The sequence below is a fragment of the Microvirga splendida genome (assembly GCF_016427565.1).
In the GTDB taxonomy this organism is placed as follows: Bacteria; Pseudomonadota; Alphaproteobacteria; order Rhizobiales; family Beijerinckiaceae; genus Microvirga; species Microvirga splendida.
In genome coordinates this window covers 215,074-235,113 of record NZ_JAELXT010000002.1, presented here as the reverse complement: position 1 = coordinate 235,113, position 20,040 = coordinate 215,074, and the positions used below count along the sequence as shown (strand labels likewise).

At 66.4% G+C, this 20,040-nt stretch carries 16 protein-coding genes; 6 read left to right on the top strand and 10 right to left on the bottom strand.

The features are described from left to right. The first annotated feature begins 13 nt into the window (after positions 1 to 13). The 3 genes from JAO75_RS03260 (at position 14) to mutL (ending at position 4,873) form a co-directional block, all read left to right on the top strand. Entirely contained in the window at positions 14 to 1,291 is a 1,278-nt protein-coding gene (locus JAO75_RS03260; protein ID WP_199046652.1) for a M16 family metallopeptidase, read from the top strand. Between the two features lie 173 nt (positions 1,292 to 1,464). Next, positions 1,465 to 2,781, top strand: a complete 1,317-nt coding sequence (locus JAO75_RS03255) for a glucose-6-phosphate isomerase (protein WP_199046651.1) — start codon at positions 1,465 to 1,467, stop codon at positions 2,779 to 2,781. Positions 2,782 to 3,022: 241 nt separating this feature from the next. Continuing rightward, complete coding sequence (gene mutL, locus JAO75_RS03250; protein ID WP_199046649.1) at positions 3,023 to 4,873, top strand: DNA mismatch repair endonuclease MutL; 1,851 nt, start codon at positions 3,023 to 3,025, stop codon at positions 4,871 to 4,873. A 47-nt stretch (positions 4,874 to 4,920) separates the two neighbouring features. Here mutL and JAO75_RS03245 read toward each other — a convergent pair whose 3' ends face one another. From JAO75_RS03245 to JAO75_RS03230, 4 genes are all read right to left on the bottom strand, one after another. Beyond that, positions 4,921 to 5,325 (bottom strand): PilZ domain-containing protein, encoded by a 405-nt coding sequence (locus JAO75_RS03245; RefSeq protein WP_199046647.1) that lies wholly within the window; start codon positions 5,323 to 5,325, stop codon positions 4,921 to 4,923. Positions 5,326 to 5,438: 113 nt separating this feature from the next. Then, on the bottom strand, positions 5,439 to 6,482 hold the full coding sequence (gene mgrA / locus JAO75_RS03240; protein WP_199046645.1) for an L-glyceraldehyde 3-phosphate reductase: 1,044 nt from the start codon (positions 6,480 to 6,482) through the stop codon (positions 5,439 to 5,441). 80 nt (positions 6,483 to 6,562) lie between these two features. After that, complete coding sequence (locus JAO75_RS03235) at positions 6,563 to 7,603, bottom strand: zinc-dependent alcohol dehydrogenase family protein (RefSeq protein WP_199046643.1); 1,041 nt, start codon at positions 7,601 to 7,603, stop codon at positions 6,563 to 6,565. A gap of 260 nt (positions 7,604 to 7,863) precedes the next feature. After that, the gene (locus JAO75_RS03230; RefSeq protein WP_199046641.1) at positions 7,864 to 9,981 is read right to left on the bottom strand and encodes a calcium-binding protein; all 2,118 of its coding nucleotides are present in this window, start codon (positions 9,979 to 9,981) and stop codon (positions 7,864 to 7,866) included. Between the two features lie 196 nt (positions 9,982 to 10,177). Here JAO75_RS03230 and JAO75_RS03225 point away from each other — a divergent pair, with 196 nt between their 5' ends. Continuing rightward, a complete protein-coding gene (locus JAO75_RS03225) occupies positions 10,178 to 10,894 on the top strand; it encodes a hypothetical protein (protein WP_199046639.1) in 717 nt (238 codons plus the stop codon). Between the two features lie 18 nt (positions 10,895 to 10,912). Here the strand turns inward: JAO75_RS03225 and rsmD are convergent, their stop codons facing one another. Both rsmD and JAO75_RS03215 read right to left on the bottom strand, forming a co-directional pair. After that, positions 10,913 to 11,527, bottom strand: a complete 615-nt coding sequence (rsmD, locus tag JAO75_RS03220; protein ID WP_281433485.1) for a 16S rRNA (guanine(966)-N(2))-methyltransferase RsmD — start codon at positions 11,525 to 11,527, stop codon at positions 10,913 to 10,915. Positions 11,528 to 11,631: 104 nt separating this feature from the next. Beyond that, positions 11,632 to 13,731, bottom strand: coding sequence for a pseudouridine synthase (locus tag JAO75_RS03215; protein WP_199046634.1), 2,100 nt, complete (start codon positions 13,729 to 13,731; stop codon positions 11,632 to 11,634). A 57-nt stretch (positions 13,732 to 13,788) separates the two neighbouring features. Here JAO75_RS03215 and JAO75_RS03210 point away from each other — a divergent pair, with 57 nt between their 5' ends. Next, the gene (locus tag JAO75_RS03210) at positions 13,789 to 14,262 is read left to right on the top strand and encodes a nucleoside deaminase (RefSeq protein ID WP_246742338.1); all 474 of its coding nucleotides are present in this window, start codon (positions 13,789 to 13,791) and stop codon (positions 14,260 to 14,262) included. 62 nt (positions 14,263 to 14,324) lie between these two features. On the opposite strand, the gene JAO75_RS25445 is transcribed toward JAO75_RS03210, so the two are convergent. From JAO75_RS25445 to purD, 4 genes are all read right to left on the bottom strand, one after another. Then, positions 14,325 to 14,801, bottom strand: coding sequence for a YsnF/AvaK domain-containing protein (locus JAO75_RS25445; RefSeq protein WP_425523148.1), 477 nt, complete (start codon positions 14,799 to 14,801; stop codon positions 14,325 to 14,327). 605 nt (positions 14,802 to 15,406) lie between these two features. After that, a complete protein-coding gene (locus tag JAO75_RS03200; RefSeq protein ID WP_199046632.1) occupies positions 15,407 to 15,835 on the bottom strand; it encodes a YsnF/AvaK domain-containing protein in 429 nt (142 codons plus the stop codon). A gap of 82 nt (positions 15,836 to 15,917) precedes the next feature. Then, positions 15,918 to 16,826 carry an alpha/beta fold hydrolase gene (locus JAO75_RS03195; RefSeq protein WP_199046630.1) on the bottom strand — a complete coding sequence of 303 codons (909 nt, stop codon included), beginning with the start codon at positions 16,824 to 16,826 and terminating at the stop codon, positions 15,918 to 15,920. Positions 16,827 to 16,953: 127 nt separating this feature from the next. Further along, positions 16,954 to 18,252: a phosphoribosylamine--glycine ligase gene (gene purD, locus JAO75_RS03190; protein ID WP_199046628.1), complete on the bottom strand. Its 1,299-nt coding sequence runs from the start codon at positions 18,250 to 18,252 to the stop codon at positions 16,954 to 16,956. A gap of 185 nt (positions 18,253 to 18,437) precedes the next feature. Here purD and xseA point away from each other — a divergent pair, with 185 nt between their 5' ends. After that, positions 18,438 to 20,012, top strand: coding sequence for an exodeoxyribonuclease VII large subunit (gene xseA, locus JAO75_RS03185; RefSeq protein ID WP_199046626.1), 1,575 nt, complete (start codon positions 18,438 to 18,440; stop codon positions 20,010 to 20,012). Positions 20,013 to 20,040 lie beyond the last annotated feature (28 nt).

Genomic DNA, 20,040 nt, shown 5'->3' with positions numbered 1-20,040 from the left:
ATTTGAGGTCACAATGACAGCTTCTGTCGAAACCCTGTCCTCGTCTCCGACCCAGGTGAAGGCGATCACCTCGCCGGGCGGTGTCGAGGCCTGGCACGTCGAGTCCGACGTGGTGCCGCTCATCGCCGTCTCGTTCATCTTCGAGGGCGGTTCGGCTCATGACCCGGCCGACAAGCCGGGTGTGGCGCAGATGCTCGCGCGCCTGCTCGACGAGGGCGCGGGCGAATACGACTCCGATACGTTCCAGGAGCGGCTCGCAGCTCGCGCCATCGAGCTGTCCTTCAACGCGGGCAACGATGCGCTCGGCGGTTCCCTCAAGACCCTGGTCAAGCATGCGGACGAGGCCTTCGAGCTGCTGCGCCTGGCGCTGGCCGAGCCGCGCTTCGATCAGGATTCCATCGAGCGCGTGCGCGCCCAGACGATTGCCGGCCTGAAATACCAGCAGAACGATCCGGGCGTCATGGCCACCCGCCGCTTCTTCGAAGAAGGCTATGCGGGGCACCCCTACGGCCGCCCGACTTCCGGCACGCCGGAGAGCGTCGCGGCGATCACCCGCGACGATCTCGTGGCCATGCACCGGGCGATCATCGCCCGCGGTCGCGTCAAGGTCGCGATCGTCGGTGCCATCAATTCCGATAATCTGTCGGCGCTGCTCGACAGGGTGTTCGGCTCCCTGCCCGAGGCGAAGCCGCTGGGCATCATCGAGCCCGCGATGCTGCAGAAGATCGGCTCGCGCATCGTGGTCGATCTCGACGTACCGCAATCGGTCATCCGCTTCGGCATGAACGGCGTCGCTTGGCGCGATCCGGACTTCATCCCGGCCTATGTGCTCAACCACATCCTCGGCGGCGGCGCCTTCACGTCGCGCCTGTTCCAGGAGGTGCGCGAGAAGCGCGGCCTCGCCTACAGCGTCGGCACGTCGCTGGTGAGCTACCGCTCCGCCGCCATGACCTGGGGCTATACCGCGACCAAGAACGAGCGCGTCGTCGAGGCTCTCGACGTGATCGCCGGTGAGATGGCGAAGCTCACGAGCGAGGGTCCGTCGGACGACGAGCTCCAGAAGGCCAAGGACTATCTCATCGGCTCCTATGCGCTCGGCTTCGACACCTCGACCAAGATCGCCCATACCCTGGCGCAGATTGCCTTCGAGGGTCTCGGCATCGACTACATCGGCCGCCGCAACGCGCTCGTCGGCGCGGTGACCCAGGCCGACATCCGCAGCGCCGCCGAGCGCATCTTCGGCGACGGGAAGATGCTGACGGTGATCGCGGGGCGCCCGACCGGCGTGTGAGTTCGTCCCGGTGGGTCGGAATAAGTCCCGGTGGGCCGGGATAAGTCCCGGCCAGGGGCCCTCAGTGAGCGGCTGGCTCCCCTGAGCAGTGGGCAGTCGGGCTTGTACCCTAGCCGTGCCCGGCTCGGTGCCCTAATCTTGCGCTCCAACTTGCAACGAGTCGGAGTACGCCTATGGCCCTGCAGCAATCGATCAATCTTGCCCTCGAATCCAGCATCGGGGAAGGCGGTCTGCCGCAGGCGGCTCTCGACGAGGCGCTTCAACGGGTCGGCGAGGCCATGAAGCGGCTGGCGGAGGATGACTCCTCCGGCCGGCTGCCGCTGCTCCACATGCCCCGCACGACGGACGACATGGCCAGCATCCGCGAGGCCGCAACCTTCCTGCGGGACGATGCCACCGACGTGGTCTTCCTCGGCACCGGCGGCTCGAGCCTCGGCGGCCAGACCGTGGCCCAGCTGAAGGATTATGCGGTTCCGGGCGCCGGGCGGTTCACCGAGAGCCCGCGGGTCCATTTCCTCGACAATCTCGACCCCATCACGTTTGATCGCATCCTCCACAAGCTGCCGCTCTCCTCGACCAAGTTCGTGGCGATCTCGAAATCCGGCGGCACGGGCGAGACCCTGATGCAGACGATTGCCGTGCTCACGGCCCTCGACAAGGCAGGCCTGAGCGCGCATCCCAAGGACGTGTTCCTCGGCCTCTCCGAGCCGCGCAAGGACGGCGGGCGGAATGCCCTGCGCGATCTGCTGGAGCCGGAAGGCGTGCGGTTCCTCGAACATCACACCGGCATCGGCGGGCGCTATTCGGTGCTCACCAATGTGGGCCTGCTCCCGGCAGCCGTGCTCGGCCTCGACATCGCGGCCATCCGCCAGGGGGCTGCGGAAGCCTATGAGCCGTTCCGCAACGGCGCCGCCGCCAAGGACGCGCCGGCGGCGCTCGGTGCGGCGCTCAACGTGGCCATGGCCCGGAGCGGCAAGGGCATCACGGTGGCGATGGCCTATGCGGACCGGCTCGAGCGCTTCACCCGCTGGTGGGTGCAGCTCTGGGCCGAGAGCGTCGGCAAGGACGGCCACGGCACCCAGCCGGTGGCGGCCATCGGGCCGGTCGATCAGCACAGCCAGCTCCAGCTTTATCTCGCAGGCCCCAACGACAAGCTCTTCACGGTCATGACCACGGGCGTGGCGGGCAAGGGGCCGCTCATGGACGAGAAGCTCGCCAAGCGGGCCGGAGAGGCGGGCTTCGGCGGCAAGCATATCGGCGATCTCGTGGCCGCGCAGGGACGCGCCACTGCCGACACGCTGGCCCGGAACGGCCGCCCGACGCGGCAGATCCACATCGAAAAGCTCGACGAGCGCGCGGTGGGCGAACTGCTCATGCATTTCATGCTGGAGACGATTCTGGCCGGCTACGCCCTGGGGGTCGACCCGTTCGACCAGCCTGCCGTGGAAGAGGGCAAGATCCTGGCGAAGCAGTACCTGGCGCAGGGGTAGCGCTCTGGGCGTCATCCCGGACGCCACAGGCGATCCGGGATCGTTCGACAAGTGTGGCTCCCTTTTACCTCTCCCCTCAGGGAGAGGGAGACTTTCACCACATCCTGCACGCGATCCCGGATCTGCGCTGCGCTTCGTCCGAGATGACGAATGGGGTACGGGAATAACGTCGCGCATTCTGGTTTCCGCCGCCTTCAACGCCTATCTTCCCTTCATCGAATCCTTGAGACCCGCGATCCTCATGCACGTCCGCCGCCTCGATCCCATCCTCGTCGACCGCATCGCTGCGGGCGAGGTCGTCGAGCGCCCGGCGGCGGCCGTGAAGGAACTGGTCGAGAACGCCGTCGATGCGGGCGCCAGCTCCATCGAGATCACCGTGGAGGCGGGCGGGCGCCGCCTGATCCGCATCGTCGACGACGGAAGGGGCATGACGCCCGAGGATCTGGAACTCGCGGTCGAGCGCCACGCGACCTCGAAGCTACCGGACGGCGACCTGTTCGCCATCAACACCCTGGGCTTTCGCGGCGAGGCCCTGCCGTCTATCGGCGCGGTGGCGCGCCTGTCCATCGTGTCGCGGACAGCGGAAGCCGAGACCGGCAGCGCCATCGTGGTGGAAGCGGGCATCAAGAGCCCGGTGCGGCCCGCGCCCGCGCCCAAGGGCACCCGCGTCGAGGTGACGGACCTGTTTTCCGCCACGCCCGCGCGCCTGAAATTCCTGAAGAGCGACCGCTCGGAGGCGCAGGCCGTGGCGGAGATCGTCAAGCGCCTTGCCATCGCGCATCCCACCGTGCGCTTCACCCTGTCGGGCGAGCACATCACCGCCTTCACCTATCCGCCGGAGGAGCCCGGCGAGCATGGCTTCCTGCGCCGCCTGTCGCGGGTGCTGGGCGCGGAGTTCCACGAGAACGCCATGGCCATCGGCGTGGAGCGCGAGGGCGTGCGGCTTTCCGGTTTTGCCAGCCTGCCGACCTATCACCGCGGCACCGGCACGGCGATCCACTTCGTGGTCAACGGGCGGCCCGTGCGCGACAAGCTGCTGCTCGGCGCCGTGCGCGGCGCCTATGCGGACGTCATGGCCTCCGACCGCCATCCGGTGCTCGCAATCATGATCGAGCTCGATCCGCGCAGCGTCGACGTGAACGTGCATCCGGCGAAGACCGAAGTGCGCTTCCGCGATCCCGCCTTCGTGCGCGGCTTCGTGGTGGCGGCCCTCAAGGAGGCGATCACCCGCCATGCCTTCCGGGCCTCGTCCACCGGCGGCACGCGCACGCTCGAAAGCCTGCGCCCGCAAGGCGCGCTGCCCATGCGCTCCGCCTATCCGCAGCGCACGCACCCGATCCGTCCGACCGGCGCCTTCGCCGATTGGCAGGCCCCGCTCGATGCGCCGGATCCAGTCTATGCATCCGCTCCGGGCCTTGCCGAGCGGCAGGCGAGCCTGCCCGATCTTGCAGCACCCTCCGCCGACAGCCGCGCGACGTTGCAGGAGGCCGAATCTCGGGAAGGGGACGCGCCGCTGGGCGCCGCCCGTGCGCAGCTGCACGGCACCTATATCGTGGCCCAGACGCAGGACGGCATCGTCATCGTCGATCAGCACGCCGCGCATGAGCGCCTCGTCTACGAGCGGCTGAAGCGCGAGCGCGCCTCGTCCGGCATCGCCCGGCAATTGCTGCTCATCCCCGAGGTGGTCGATCTCGATCCCGTGGATGCGGACCGGGTGCTGGCGGAATCGGCTGCCCTGGAGGGCCTCGGCCTCGTGGTCGAGCCGTTCGGGCATGGTGCACTTCTCGTGCGCGAAGTGCCGTCCGCGCTCGCGGGCGGGCGCATCAAGGCGCTGGTGCAGGATGTGGCGGATGCGCTCGCGGAATGGGGGCAGGGGTCCTCGAACCCGCTCGAGGAGCGGCTCGATGCCGTGCTCTCGCGCATGTCGTGCCACGGCTCCATCCGTGCGGGCCGCCGCATGCGGCCCGAGGAGATGAATGCGCTCCTGCGCGAGATGGAATCCACGCCGCTGTCGGGCCAGTGCAACCACGGCCGGCCGACTTACGTGGAGCTCAAGCTCACGGACATCGAACGCCTGTTCGGGCGCCGCTGAGGCGTTTTTCGATCGAGCGCTCCCCGTTGGAAGCGCTCAAGTGACGGTCAGACGCTCGTCTGCCAGAGCTTGAGGTTCTTGCGCGCCGGTTTGGCCGCAAGATGGGCCGGCATGGCGGCTTGATCCAGGCAATCCTCGAAGGTGAGCGTCCGGGGCGCTTCCACATTCATCGCGGCATCGGCCTCGTCGGAGCTGAACGCGATGCCGGCGAAGTCGCCCCTGCGCCAGCACACCCGCGCCCGCCGGACCTGCAGGTCGTGGGCTGCGATGAACAATTCGAAAGTCTCGGGCAGGTCCATCTGCGGCTTCAGGGCGATCCTGGCACCACCGGTCGAGATGTCCCGCACGGTGCAGGGGATCATCGCGTCGGGTCCCAGCATGATCTGCGCCGGGTGATGGGCAGGAAAGCGCCTGGCGTTCCGGCGATTGTCGGTAGCGGTGGCAGGGACCATGGAAGAGACCTGGGACAGATGGCCAATGAAGCTTTGCATTAACCACTTGTTAACCGGCTTCTCAAGTCCCTCGAAAGAGGTATCCCCGAAGAGTCTGGGGATTCCGGCCCGCCCTATCTCGATGGACCCTTCCGCTCCGCCGAGGCGGCCCAGATGTTCAGGTTGCCCTCTCCGGCGAAACGGTCGATCTCGGCAAGCTCCTCGGGGGTGAAGGACAGGTTCTTGAGCGCGCCCACGCAATCGACCACCTGCTCGGGGCGGCTCGCGCCGATGAGCGCCGAGGTCACGCGCCCGCCGCGCAGCACCCAGGCGAGCGCCATCTGGGCCAGACTCTGCCCGCGCCGCTCGGCAATGTCGTTGAGGCCGCGGATGCGGGCGAGATTGTCCTCGTTCAGGAAGGTGGTGCGCAGGGACTTGCCCTGTGCGGCGCGGCTCTCCTCAGGAATGCCGTTCAGATATTTCGTCGTCAGCATGCCCTGGGCCAGCGGCGAGAACACGATGGAGCCCATGCCGAGATCGTCGAGGGTGTCGAGGAGCCCGTCTTCCTCGATCCAGCGGTTGAGCATAGAATAGCTCGGCTGGTGGATGATGCACGGCGTCTTCAGTTCGCGCAGGATCGCAACGGCCTCGCGGGTGCGCTGGCTGTTGTAGGAGGAGAGGCCCACATAGAGCGCCTTGCCCTGTCGCACCGCGGAGTCAAGCGCCATCATGGTCTCCTCCAGCGGCGTGTCCGGATCGAAGCGGTGGGAATAGAAGATGTCCACGTAGTCGAGCCCCATCCGCTTGAGGCTCTGGTCGAGGCTGGAGAGAAGATACTTGCGGCTGCCCCACTCGCCATAGGGGCCCGGCCACATGCGGTAGCCCGCCTTGGTGGAGATCACCATCTCGTCCCGCAGGCCGTGGAAGTCGTGGCGCAGGATGTCGCCGAACAGGGTTTCCGCCGAGCCCGGAGGTGGGCCGTAATTGTTGGCGAGGTCGAAATGCGTGATGCCGAGATCGAACGCCGTGCGGCAGATCTCCCGCGCCGTGGCGGCGGACTTGTCCTCGCCGAAATTGTGCCAGAGCCCGAGCGAGATCGCCGGCAGCAGCAGCCCGCTGCGGCCGCACCGGTTGTAGGTCATCGACTCGTAGCGATTTTCGGCGGGCAGATAGGCCATCGAACTCTCCAGCGCGGCAATGCGGCAGACGACTTACATAGCGCGCTTCAAGCGCGTTCAACAATGCGGTGCGGCTATTCTCAAAACCGTGTGACGACGCTGATGCCGAGGCCTTCGAAGCGATCCATGGCCATGAGGGCGGCAGGCGCTTCCTCCAAGCTCAGGTGCTTGCCGACCAGCTTTTGCGGCGCGAGCTTGCCCGTGCGGATCATCGCCATCATGTCCTGATACCGGAAGGCCTGCATGCCATGGCTGCCGTAGATCTCGAGCTCATGTGCGATGACCTGCGCCATCGGCACGACTGCCCGGGCATGATCGCCCAGCATCAGCCCGATCTGCACGTGACGCCCGCGCCGGCGCAGGTTGGCGATGGAGTTGAAGCAGGTCGCGGGGCTGCCCAATGCATCGATGGACACATGGGCGCCGCCCCTGGTGATCTCCTTCACGGCGCCAACCACGTCAGCGGCGTCGCGGGCATTGACGGTCGCGACAGCGCCCATCTCCCGCGCGAAGGCGAGCTTCTCGTCGGTCAGATCGACGGCGATCACGTTCGCCCCCATGGCGCTTGCGATCATGATGGCCGACAGCCCGACGCCGCCGCAGCCATGAACCGCCACCCACTCGCCGGGCTTCACCCGGCCCTGGTCGACGACGGCGCGAAACGACGTGACAAAGCGACAGCCGAGGCTTGCCGCGGTGGCGAAGTCGAGTTCCTCGGGCAGGGCGACGAGGTTCGTGTCGGCATAGTCGACCGCCACATATTCCGCAAACGAGCCCCAGGCGGTGAAGCCCGGCTGGAACTGCTGCTCGCAGACCTGATGGTTGCCGGAATTGCATTCATGGCAGTGGCCGCATCCACCGACGAACGGCACGGTGACACGGTCGCCCTTCCTCCAGCGCGTCACCTGCTTGCCCGTGGCGAGCACCGTGCCGGCGAGCTCGTGCCCCGGCACATGCGGCAGCACCACGTCGGGATCGTGCCCCATCCAGCCATGCCAGTCGCTGCGGCAAAGACCCGTGGCCTCCACCTTGATCACGACGCCTTCCGGAGCGGGCGTAGGATCGGGCACGTTCTGCACGCGCGGCGGCTGGCCGAACTGCTCGAAGAGAACCGCTTTCATGATGAGCCCTTCCTCCGCGACGATGGAGAGGACGGTATAGAGGGTGCTTAAAGGGAGGGCAAATGCTGACACGGTGATGCTGGCGAGCTCTTGTGCCGCCACTGTCATTCCCGCGCAGGCGGGGATCCATCAACACTACGCGTCAGAAGAGGACCGGCAGCGGGATGCCTCATCCTGCACCGTCAGCGGCTATGGATCCCGGGCTCTGCTGCGCAGCCCCGGGATGACAGTGCGGAAACGCCTGCAGCCTTCACTATTGCTCAGATCACGAAGAAGTCGTGATAGGAGAGCTTGAGGTTCTTGGACAAGGTTGCAATCTTCACCTGGGCCTTCGATCCGGTGCCGTCCTGGTCGTAAGAGAGTGCGCCTGTCTTGTTGTCGTAGATGATGCGGTCCTCCTTGTCCTTGGCCGCATCGCCCTTCACGAACATGTCCTTCTTGAATTTCACGCCCTTGGTCGAGCCCTTGGTCGAGCCCTTGCCGAGTTTCGTGAAAATCTTGTTCTCTAACTGGATGGAGTCGTATTTCGGGTTGAAGTCGTAAATCCGATCGACATTGGTGCTCTTGCTGGGCTTGGTGTCGAATACGAACACGTCCCTGCCTGTGCCGCCGTAGAGCTTGTCCTTGCCAGAGCCGCCGTGCAGCTTGTCGGCACCGGCATCGCCCTTGAGCGTATCGTTGCCGGACAAAGCTTTCAGCACGTCATTGCCGCTCAAGCCCCTGAGGGTGTTCTTGCCCCCATGGCCGACGATCTCGTTGGCGGTTTCCGAACCGGTGAGGTTGGCTCTCGTCTTTGACGAGATGCCGAAGAGCCTCAGAACCTCCACCTCTGCATCCGCGCGCAGTTTATAGCTGCCGCCGACAAGCACCGTGTCGCGTCCCTCATGGGCGGATTCTTCGAGAATGTCTCCCGCCTTGATACGATAAGTATCGTCGCCGCTGCGGCCTTTCAGGATCGAGGAGCCGTTGCCGGTGAAGACATCGCCGAAGGATGAGCCGATGATGCCCTCGATGGAGATCCAGGTGTCGCCGACACCGTCGCCGGAGGCGCCTGAAAGGCTCGCCGTTACACCGATGCTTGAACTCGCAAACGACACGAAGTCGATTCCACCCGCGCCATTTAGAACATCGGAACCAGCTCCGCCATCGAGAGTGTCGTTGAAGGCGGTGCCGATGTAATGATCGTCTCTGGCGGTCCCTTTCAATGAAACCGCTTCGCCGCGAGGATCGACGATCTGGATGCCTTGCGAGTGACGAACGAGAATGCGTCCATCCGCCATGGGGTGGAGTTCGTGCAGATAGATGGATGCAGTTGTTGCCTTTTGGCTGACACGGAGGTCGTCGCTCACACGTGCGCCATGCTCGTCGAAGATCGCAAGATGGACCTCAAATCCTGGCACGCCGCCGACAAGTTCTGTTGCCTTCTCATAAGCGACCGCAAACCCGCCGCTTGGAAGTGACAGCACGTCGGAATGTCCGGCGGAGAGAAGGTCTGGAAGTGCAAGAGGCGACACGGGCTTTACATCGGAGGCCGTACCATCGGGCCTGTAGACTCTGAAGAAGGCATTAAAAGCAGGTTCTTCAGCCGAGCCTTGCTCCATCCAAGTCACCACGAAGCCGCCGCCTCGAAGAGCCGTGACCTTGACCGCTTCCTTCTGGATTGATGTGCTTGTTGAGATCTCAAAATACGGTGGTGAAGCTGGGTTGCCGACATCGGATGGCGTGAGCACGTAGCCTTTGAGGGACGACGTGCCTTCGCGCACCACCACGGCGACATTGCCGTTGGCCAGGGCGGTAACGTCCGTCAGAGCAACTCCCGGCGCAGAACCGCCGGCCAAGCCCAAGTCCAAGGCCGCCGAGCGCGTCCCGTCCGGGCTGAACACGCGCAAATAGGCGTGGCCGTCCTTCTCGTTGCGGGCGCTGACCACCAATGTTCCATCATCAAGGGCGATGATGGACTCCGCATAGTCCCTGGCGCCAGAGACCGGATCGAAAACCGGCTTCGGTGCTCCCGTCGGCGCCAGATCGGCACTGTAGATACACATCCAGGGGGCCACGTAGGTGTTCCCGGAACTAGGCGTATTCACGGTCCAGGTGATCGCAATCCGACCGTCCGGCAGCTCCGCCGCCATCGGGTCGATGGCAGGAATCTCCAAGTCTCCATAGACACCCGGCACCTCGTGATCAGGAACGTCGAGGTCCTGCCTGGCTTTCAAGGATCCATCCGCATTGTAGATCCAGGCCGTGAGTGTGAAATCGGGATATCTCCCGGTCTTGCCCAGGATCAGAAAGGTGCCGTTGCTGAGCGGCGTCATACGCGGGAGACCGATCACGGACGGAGGCGAGAAGGCGGATCCCCAAAGAAACGGCTCGGCCATGGCGATCCCTCACTGCAGTCGAAAAAGAAAGGCGCCCGTTGGCACCGCGACGCAATGTTATGCAGAATCGGCGATAGGACAAGCTTCTTGATGATGGTTGGATAACGTTGCATCATGTTGACAGGATAAGCTTCGCTGTTCGCAAAGGTGATCGATGAGGTTTGTGTTGCTTGTGTGCGTTTCGATAGCAGGCTGCGTGATCGCCTCGATGCCTGCTTTGGCGCACCGGCCATACTACTCTCAGGTCGAGCGTATTCGCCTTGCCGATAATGAAATCGGTGAGGTGAGGTTGCTTCATGGAGACGGAATCTTCTTCACCGATCCTGTCCGCCCCCTTATCGTCGACGCGAAGGGGCGGCTTGTGGCGAGGGGTCCGAAAGCTCGTTCCATTGTGATCTCATGCAGTGACGAGCATGAGTGCCTCATCGTCGATCTGTGGGACGAGCGTGTCTATGACCTCGAGCCCGGATCCTTCAGGCAAGGGCCGGTGCAGCCTGAAGTCCGGGATGGTGACAGAACGGACGATTGGGATCTGGAGGACGGGGACGAGAACTGGGGTTTCACAATGCGTGAAGCCGGCGCTCGCGAGATTCTGACAGCCAACTTGATCTTGGCACGTCAGTCGATCTTCGGAGTCGGGATGATTGCGGTTTTCGCGGCCATTGGAGCATTTGCTCTTGTGCCATTTCGCTTGAACCACCGGTCCCGACGCGTCCGTCTCTTTGTTCGGATCATCCTGTCGCTTGTCGGCTCAATGATCTTCCTGTTTCTCGTGATCGTGACGTTCTGGCTCTCGATGCTGAACGGCCTCAGCTTCGAACTCTGGCTCGTTCCAACCGTGCTTGGAGCTGGAGCCGTCTGGCTTGCTGCAGGAATTGTTCGACGGCGTGCTCCTCGCGCCGCTCGATCATGAGGGAAGCCTGCAAACCATTCACCCCCTGAACCGCCCGAACACCACCTTGGTCTCCCCATAATCCCGCCGCTCGATCTCCTCGAAGCGTTCCGGCAATGAGACTTCGACGCCCTGCGCCTCTTCCACGATCACCAGCGCATCGGGCACGAGCCAGCCGCCTTCGGCGCAGGAGCGGAGCGCTTTTGGCGCGAGGTCACGGCCGTAGGGCGGGTCGCAGAACACGAGCGAGAAGGGAGCATTGGGCGCGGCCTCGCCCATGCGCGTCGCATCGCGGCGGAAGAGGCGGGTGGCGCCGCCAGCGCCGAGGGCTTCTACGTTCTCGCGGATGATGCCGCGGGCCTGCGCGCCGTCGTCGACGAAGAGCGCGAAGGCGGCGCCGCGCGAGAGCGCCTCCAGCCCCAGGGCGCCGGTGCCGGCGAACAGGTCGAGCACCCGCGCGCCCTCGATAGGGTCGTCATAGGAATGCTGGAGGATGTTGAAGAGCGTCTCGCGCAGGCGGTCCGAGGTCGGGCGGATGGCGTCCGAGCTCGGCCCCTTGAGCGAGCGGCCGCGCCAGCGCCCGCCCACGATTCTCATGGTCTGAACCTCATGGAGTCTCACAAACTCAACAAGAGCCTCATCCTGAGGGGCCATCGGGCCGTCTCGAAGGACGAGGCGTCTCCAGCGTTCTCTGGATCATCCTTCGAGACGCCTGCTCCGCAGGCTCCTCAGGATGAGGTTGGGGTTTCCTCGCAACCCTAGCGGCGACCTCGCGGGCCGCCTTTGGAACCGCCCTTCGAGGCTCCGCCCTTGGACGCGCCACGAGGGCCGCTTTTGAACCCACCGCCGGCGCCGCCTCTCGGCCCGCCACGGGACGGGCCATCGCCGCGCGGAGGTCCGCGACGGGGACGGTCATCGTCGCCGCGAGCGCGGAACGGGCGATCTCCCTGCGGCTTGCGGGGGCGATCATCGCCGCCCTCGCGAGAGCGGAAGGGGCGGTCGCCCTGCGGCCTGCGGGGACGATCCTCAGATCCCTCATCCCGGGCGCGGAACGGCCTGTCGCCGGCGGGGCGGCGCGGGCGGTCGTCATCGCGCCGTGGCGGGCGAGGGGCGCCCTCGCGGCTGCGCCTCGGCGGCGCGGCCTCGCGGTCGTCACGGCGACGGGGACGGTCCTCGGCTCCGGCAGCAGCCCGGCCCCTGCGCGGGGCCGGAGCCTCCTCCGCCTCGGGCTGGCGCACCAGGCGCTCCACCCGGACCTTGCGGCCTTCCTTGGAGGTAATCGCGCCCATGCGCTCGCGCTGGCGCTCTCCGGCCGCGGCACGGGCCTCGCGCGGATCGGCGCCGCGGCGGGGCATCTTCTTGCTCGGGGCACCCTCGTCGGTCTCGCCGGCGCGCCACACGCTGCGCTTCGGGTCGAGGCGGGAAGGACGCTTTTCAGGCTCCTCCTCGTCGCGGCCGCGACGTTCGCCGTCGCGGGCGCGGTACGGCCGCTCGTCATCGTCGCGACGGCGGCGCGGACGCTCCTCGTCACGCCCGCGAGGGGCGCGGGCCGGGCGCTCGTCCCGCTCCGTGCGCTCCTTGGTCGAGCCGAAGGGCGCGATGGGCTCGCGCACGGGGCTTTCGAAATCGACGCCCGCTTCCGCGGCCAAGGCCGCGCCGAGCTGGTCCTTCAGGATCTTGGTGCGCACCTCTTCCACAAGGCCGACCTCGAGATCGCCGAGCTGGAACGGCCCGAAGGACATGCGGATCAGGCGGTTCACCTGCATGCCGAGATGCTCGAGGATCCGCTTGATCTCGCGGTTCTTGCCTTCGCGCAGGCCCATGGTGATCCAGGCGTTGTCGCCCTGCAGCCGGTCGAGCCGCGCTTCGATGGGGCCGTAATCGATGCCATCGATGGAGATGCCGTTGCGGAGCCCGTCGAGATCCGCCTGGTTGATCTCGCCATGGGCGCGCACCTTGTAGCGGCGCAGCCAGCCCGTGTCGGGATGGGCGATGACGCGGGCAAGCCCGCCGTCATTGGTGAGGAGCAGCAGCCCTTCCGTGTTGATGTCGAGGCGCCCGATTGCCACCACGCGGGGCAGGTCCTCGGGCAGGTTGTCGAACACGGTGGGGCGGCCTTCCGGGTCCTTCGCCGTGGTCACGAGGCCGCGCGGCTTGTGGAAGAGCCACAGGCGGGTGCGCTCCTTGGCTGGCAGGGGCTCGCCGTCCACGGTGATCGTGTCGGCGGCGGTCACGTTGACCGCGGGGGTGTCCAGCACCTTGCCGTTGAGGGTCACGCGGCCTTCCGCGATCATCGCCTCCACGTCACGGCGGGAGGCGATGCCCGCGCGGGCGATCACCTTGGCGATGCGGTCCTCGACCGGTTCCTGCGGCTCAGCCTGCACAGCGGGCTGCTCCTCGCGGGCGTTGCGGCGCGGGCGATCCTCGCTCGCGCGGTCGAAACGGCGCGGGCGCTCGTCGCCACGGCCCCGGGCGGGGCGGTCGCCCTCGTCGCGTCGCGGACGGAAGGGCTTGTCGCCGCCTTCACCGCGAGGGCGGAACGGCTTGTCCCCGGCGCTGCGGGCGCGAAACGGCTTGTCGCCGCCCTCGGAACGGCGCGGGCGCTCGTCATTGTCACGGCTGCGGAACGGCTTGTCGCCTGCAGGGCGTGGGCGGAAAGGCTTGTCCCCATCGCGGCTGCGGAAGGGTTTGTCCCCGGCATCACGGGGCTTGCGCGGGCGGTCATCGTCGCCACGGGCGCGGAAGGGGCGCTCGCCGCTTTCGCGGGGCTTGCGGGGGCGGTCGCCGGAGGAAGGGCGGCCACGGTCGGAGCGTCCCGGCGGACGGCCCCTGCGATTATCGTCGTTGCTGTCGGTCATGGGAGCCTGATAGCAGAGGTGCTCAAGAGAAGCGAGGGCCAAGGGAACACGAGCGCAATGGACAACGCCGATCACAAGCCGCTTGATCCGGGACAGGACCCCATGAGCGTGGCCTTCGACGAGGCCCGCGCCGCGGCCGCGCGCGGGGAGGTGCCGGTGGGTGCCGTGATTGTCAGGGACGGGCGCATCGTCGCCTCGGCGGGCAACCGCCCGCGGGAGCTGCGCGATCCGTCCGCCCATGCGGAGATGCTGGCGATCCGCCGGGCCTGCGAGGCCCTCGACGACGAGCGGCTCCCAGGCTGCGACCTCTACATGACGCTGGAGCCCTGCACCATGTGCGCCGGTGCCATTTCCTTCGCCCGCATCCGCCGGGTCTATTACGCGGCCCATGACCCGAAGGGCGGGGCGGTCGACAACGGCGTGCGCTTCTTCGACCAGCCCACCTGCCACCACGCGCCGGAGGTCTACGGCGGCATCAGGGAGAGCGAGGCGGCAGCGTTGCTGCGGGAGTTCTTTGAGGGGAAGCGGTAACGACGGCACAAAAAACCCGGGGCACGATGCCCCGGGCTTTGCCTCAGCTCATGGAGCCAGGGTTAGCGGTTCTTGTCCGTGGTGCCGGTGCGCGGGACGCCGGAGCTGCGGCGCTCGTCGTCGACCTCCACCTCGGTCTTGCGCACCGTGTCGGAGACGGTTTCCGTGCGCCGGTCGGCGTCCTTGCGGACCACAACTTCCTCGACCACGCGGGCTTCCTTCGACACCATGGCTTCCTCGGAGCGCTCCTCCATCTCGATGGAGCGCTCGCGGAAGAGGTCGCCATTGTTCGCCGAGCCGGTGCGCATGGTGCCCTCGACCGGACGGCGCTCGACGGACACGTGCTCTTCCCGCAGGGAGACCTGCTCCTGCACGGGACGCTCGGTCACGTGAGAGCGAATGCGGACGCGGCCGTGGCTGACCTCGCGCTTGCCCACATGCAGTTCTTCCTCGGCGACGGGGATGACCTCGTCGCGGTCCGAGCCGCGGCCCTCGGCATACAGGTCGTCGCGACCGCTCAAGGCGCTGCCGCCCAGCATGCCGGCGGACGTCGTCGCGGTGGCGCCCAGATCCGTAGCGCCCGAACCCTGGTGGCTCCAGCCTTCGGATCGCCAGGCGCTCTGGCGCTCGTCGATATCGAGCACATCGTCGTCGTCGAGAATATCGACCACACGGTCGGTCTCGTCGTCGTCGCAGCGCACCGCAATGAGCGCGTGACCGCGGCGCACGCCTTCCGCATAGGCGCGGGCGTCGTCACGAGGCACGCCATTCGTGACAAGGTAGTTCTCGACACGGTCGTGATGCGATCCGCTCGAGCTGTTGTCGTAGCCGCTCGTGCCGTCCCACATGCGGTTGCTGCCCGATGCGGTGAACAGGCAGATCTTGCCCTGCGAGATGCCTGATTGCTCCAGCTCACGGACGACGGAGGAAGCTTGAGAGTCGCTGCCGAACAGGCAGGTTACAGTTTTGGCCATTGCTCAAAATCTCCAGAGGCCGGCAAAAGCGGCGCGGTTGCTAAGCGTTACAGGGGCTTCAGGACGCCTGTGCCGCATCGACGAACAACCATCCGCGGCATCAGACGCATTCACCTACCAATTGCTGCCCGCCGACTTCGTTCCAGCAATGCAATGACGTTGGGGCAAATTCATGAGTTGGAATCGTCGTCGACCGGCAAGCGCTCGATGGTTGCATGCTGCTTGCGGAGCTCGACCGGAACCTCGACGTTCTCGACGGTCCTGCGCTTGTGAACGTGCAGTTCCTCCTTCAGGACGAGTCGTTTCTCGACGACGAGAACTTCCTCGAGGACCGGAATGATCGTCACGTCGTTCTCGGTGCGAACCTCCGGTGCGCGGTCGACGATGCGGTCGACGGGAACGCGAGTCACTTCCACGGCCTCGCCGTCGAGCGTGGCTTTGACCAGTTCCGTCTCCACGTCGACGCTTGTTTGAACGCGGACCTTGCCCGTCGTCACCGTCCGCTTGTCGAGGTGCAGTTCCTCTTCCGTGATCGGAATGACTTCAGTGTCGGATGAGGTTTCCTGCGACTGCGGCTGGTCAGGAATGTGCTTGGCCATGAATGGGATCCCGTGTGCAGCGGTGAACGTGCCGCTTGCACCTCAGGTTCCTCCTGCCAAGGATGCCAGGAGCGAGCAGGCCTCAGCTGTTGAGGAAGGCCTGCAGGGCCTCCAGTGTCGCGCTCGGGTTCTCTTCCGCCACGAAGTGTCCCGACGTGACGCCGATCCCCTCCGCCTTGGGTGCGAAGCTCCGGCGCCAGATCTCGAGCGGCTTCTGGGCATGGCCGATAGGGCCGCTGACGAGATAGAAGTCGCTCCAGATCACGTAGGTCGGGCAGGAGATCGTCTTGCCGGCGGCAAGGTCGGCTTCGTCGGCTTCGACGTCCCGCGTCGCGCCGGCCCGGTAGTCCTCGCAGAAGGCGTGGATGCGGGTCGGCTCGTTGCAGCTCTGCCAATAGGCTTCCAGCGCCCGATGGTCGAAGGCGTCGAGATCGCCTGCGGCGGACCATTTCCGCATCAGCCCTTCGAAATACGGAATCGGATCGCGCCCGATCTCTTCCTCGGGCGTCGGATGAGGTTGAGAAAGATAGCCCCAGTGCGCTTCCGGGATCGCGCCGGCGCGCATCTGCTCCCACACGTGATAGGTCGGCAGGATGTCGAGCAGCGCGAGGCGCTCCACGCGGCCGGGATGATCCAGGGCGAGACGGTAGCCGACCCGCGCGCCGCGATCGTGACCGACGACGGCGAAGTGCACATGGCCCAGAGCCTCCATGACCTCGATCACGTCCTGGCCCATGGTGCGCTTGGAATAGGTCTCGTGCTTCGCGTCGCCTCTCGGCGCCGTGGACCAGCCATAGCCGCGCAGGTCCATGCAGACGACCTTGTGGGTTTCGGCGAGGGTGGGCGCCAGATGGTGCCACATGGCATGCGTCTGCGGGAATCCGTGCAGCAGAACCAGCGGCTTTCCGCTGCCCTTGCTGCGCGCGAAGATGCGCCCGACCTCGGTGTCGATCCAGTGGCTCTCGAAACCGGGAAAGAGATCATCGCTCATGAATAGCCGCTCTGCGTTGTGGAATGGCCTTGATTATAAGCTAGAGCGCAGATTCACAAAGTTGATGAGCCAGCAGTGGAAAATGAGATGCAACCCTAACGGGAAGAAGCTTACGTAACGTCATCGATCAAGAGGGGTAGGGGAGTTCCTGACCCTGCTCACGCTCCACGGCCCGCCAGCCGATGTCGCGGCGGCAGAAGCCTGCGGGCCACTCGATCCGGTCCACGGCTTCGTAGGCCTTCCTCTGGGCCTCGCCGATGGTGGCGCCGAGCGCAGTCACGTTGAGCACCCGCCCGCCATTGGCGAGGATCCGGCCGCCGTCCTGCTTCGTGCCTGCATGGAAGACGATGACATCGCTAAGCTCTTCCGCCCGGTCGATGCCCTTGATCTCGGAGCCCTTCTCGACCGTGCCCGGATAGCCCTCGGCGGCCATCACGACGGTGAGCGCCGCCGCATCCGACCATTGCAGGGAGATGCTGCTCAAGTCCCCGTCGCAGGCGGCGAGAAGGGCGGTCACGAGATCGGATTTCAGGCGCGGCAGCAGCACCTGGGTCTCCGGGTCGCCGAGGCGGGCGTTGTATTCGATGAGCTGAGGCCCGTCCTTCGTGAGCATCAGCCCGGCATAGAGAATGCCCGTGTAGGGCGTGCCCCGCGCCTGCATTCCCGCAAGGGTCGGCTCGACGATCTCGCGCATGACGCGGGCCTGCAGCTCCGGTGTCAGCACAGCGGCGGGGGAATAGGCCCCCATGCCGCCCGTGTTCGGGCCCCGGTCGCCGTCGAACACGCGCTTGTGGTCCTGGGCGGTGCCGAAGGGGATGGCGCGGGTGCCGTCGCACAGGGCGAAGAAGCTTGCCTCCTCGCCCTCGAGAAAGGCCTCGATCACCACCTCGGCCCCGGCCGCACCCAGGCCGCCGCCGATCATCATGTCGATGGCGCCTTCCGCCTCCTCGAAGGACAGGGCCACCACGACGCCCTTGCCGGCCGCCAGCCCGTCCGCCTTGACCACGATCGGCACGCCGTAGCTGCGCACGTAGGCTTTCGCCGTCTCCGCATCGGTGAAGCGCCGGTAGGCGGCGGTGGGAATGTTGAACTCGGCGCACAGGTCCTTGGTGAAGGCCTTGGAGCCTTCGAGCTGGGCGGCGGCCCTGCTCGGCCCGAACGCCTTGATGCCCGCGGCCTTCAGGTCATCCACGAGGCCGGCCACGAGGGGCGCCTCCGGCCCGACCACCACGAAATCCACCTTCATCACCCGGCAGAAATCGATTACGGCGGGATGGTCCGTCACGTCGAGCACCACATTGGTGCCGTGCTGCGCTGTGCCGGGATTGCCGGGCGCAATGAGAAGCTTGTCGCACAGGGCGCTCGCCTGGAGGCTGCGGGCCAGGGCATGCTCCCGTCCACCGGAACCGATGAGAAGAATGTTCATGGCCTTGCCTCCCTTGCGATGCCTGGGCTCTTAGCGGCTCCGGGGCCGCTCGCCTACCCTGAAACTGCGCAGCAGAGCCTCGCTTGAAGGGCGCGGCGAAATGCACAGGGGATAGGTTGCCGTTGTCGCCGCCTGTTGCGCCCGCGCCCTTGGCAGACCCCCTGGGGGCGGATTAGGTTCACCTCATGTTCGCAGACAAAGCCCCTTCGAATGCCCAGGAATGGTCGGTCTCCGATCTTGCGGGCGCCCTCAAGCGTACCCTGGAGGATGCGTTCGGCCATGTGCGCCTGCGCGGCGAGGTGTCGGGCTATCGCGGGCCGCATTCGTCGGGGCACGCCTATTTCTGCATCAAGGACCAGAACGCCCGCATCGATGCGGTGATCTGGAAGGGCGCCTTCTCCAAGCTGAGGATCCGGCCCGAGGAGGGGATGGAGGTCATCGCCACCGGGCGCATCACCACCTTCCCGGGCTCGTCCAAGTACCAGATCGTCGTCGAGAGCCTGGAGCCCGCCGGCATCGGCGCGCTCATGGCGCTTCTGGAGGAGCGCCGCCGGAAGCTCAATGCGGAGGGGCTCTTCGCCCCCGAGCGCAAGCGGCGCCTGCCGTTCCTGCCGCAGGTGGTCGGCGTCGTCACCTCGCCGACGGGCGCGGTGATCCGCGACATCCTCCACCGGCTGGAGGACCGTTTTCCGCGCCGGGTGCTGGTCTGGCCCGTGCGCGTTCAGGGCGAGACCTGCGCGGCGGAGGTCGCCGCCGCCATTCGTGGCTTCAACGCCCTGGAGCCCGGCGGAAAGATCCCGCGTCCCGATGTGCTCATCGTCGCCCGCGGCGGCGGGTCCATCGAGGATCTGTGGGGCTTCAACGAGGAGATCGTGGTCCGCGCCGCCGCCGAGAGCGACATCCCGCTCGTCTCGGCGGTCGGCCACGAGACCGATACCACGCTGATCGACCACGCTGCCGACGTTCGCGCCCCGACGCCCACGGGCGCGGCCGAGATGGTGGTGCCGGTGCGCGTCGAGCTCATGGCCGCCGTCAACGACCTCTCCCGCCGCCATGTGGAGGCGGCGCTGCGGCTCGTCGAGCGGCGCCGGTCGGACCTGCGCGCCACGAGCAGGGCCATGCCCAGCGCGGAGGCTTTGTTCTCGCCCAAGCGCCAGCGGCTCGATCTGGCCGCCACCAAGCTTTATCCGGCGCTCTCCTGCAATGCCCGCGGCCACGAGGAGCGCCTGCTCAAGCTGGCGCGCCAGCTCGCCCATGTGTCTCCGGTGGCGAACGTCGCCCGCATGCGTGCCCGCCTCGATGCGGTGGGGCTGCGCCCCCACAACGCGGTCTGCCGCTCTATCCTGCTGAAGGGTGAAACGCTGAAGCAGACCGGGGAAAGGCTTGCTGTTTCCCGCCAGACTCTTCTACGGGCCGAGCGGACGCGCCTGGCACAGGCCTCCGAGACGGCCCAGCGCGTGGCCGAACGGCTTGTCCCTGCATTGCAGGGCCAGATCGCCCGCAAGGCCGACCGGCTTGAGGCGGTGTCCAAGCTCTTCGAGAGCCTGAGCTACAAATCCGTGCTCAAGCGCGGCTTCGCCCTCGTGCGCGACGCGGAGGGGCGGCCCATGAACTCCGCCGAGGCCGTGCAGGACGGCCAGGCGCTGGTGCTCGAATTCGCCGACGGCAAGGCCGATGCCACGGGCGGGCGCATCGGCTCGCGGCCGAGACCTGCGAAGCCGAGGGTCGTGGCCGCCGAGGAGCAGGGCGCCCTGTTCTGAGTTAAGATTGGCAATCCGCCGGCGCAGC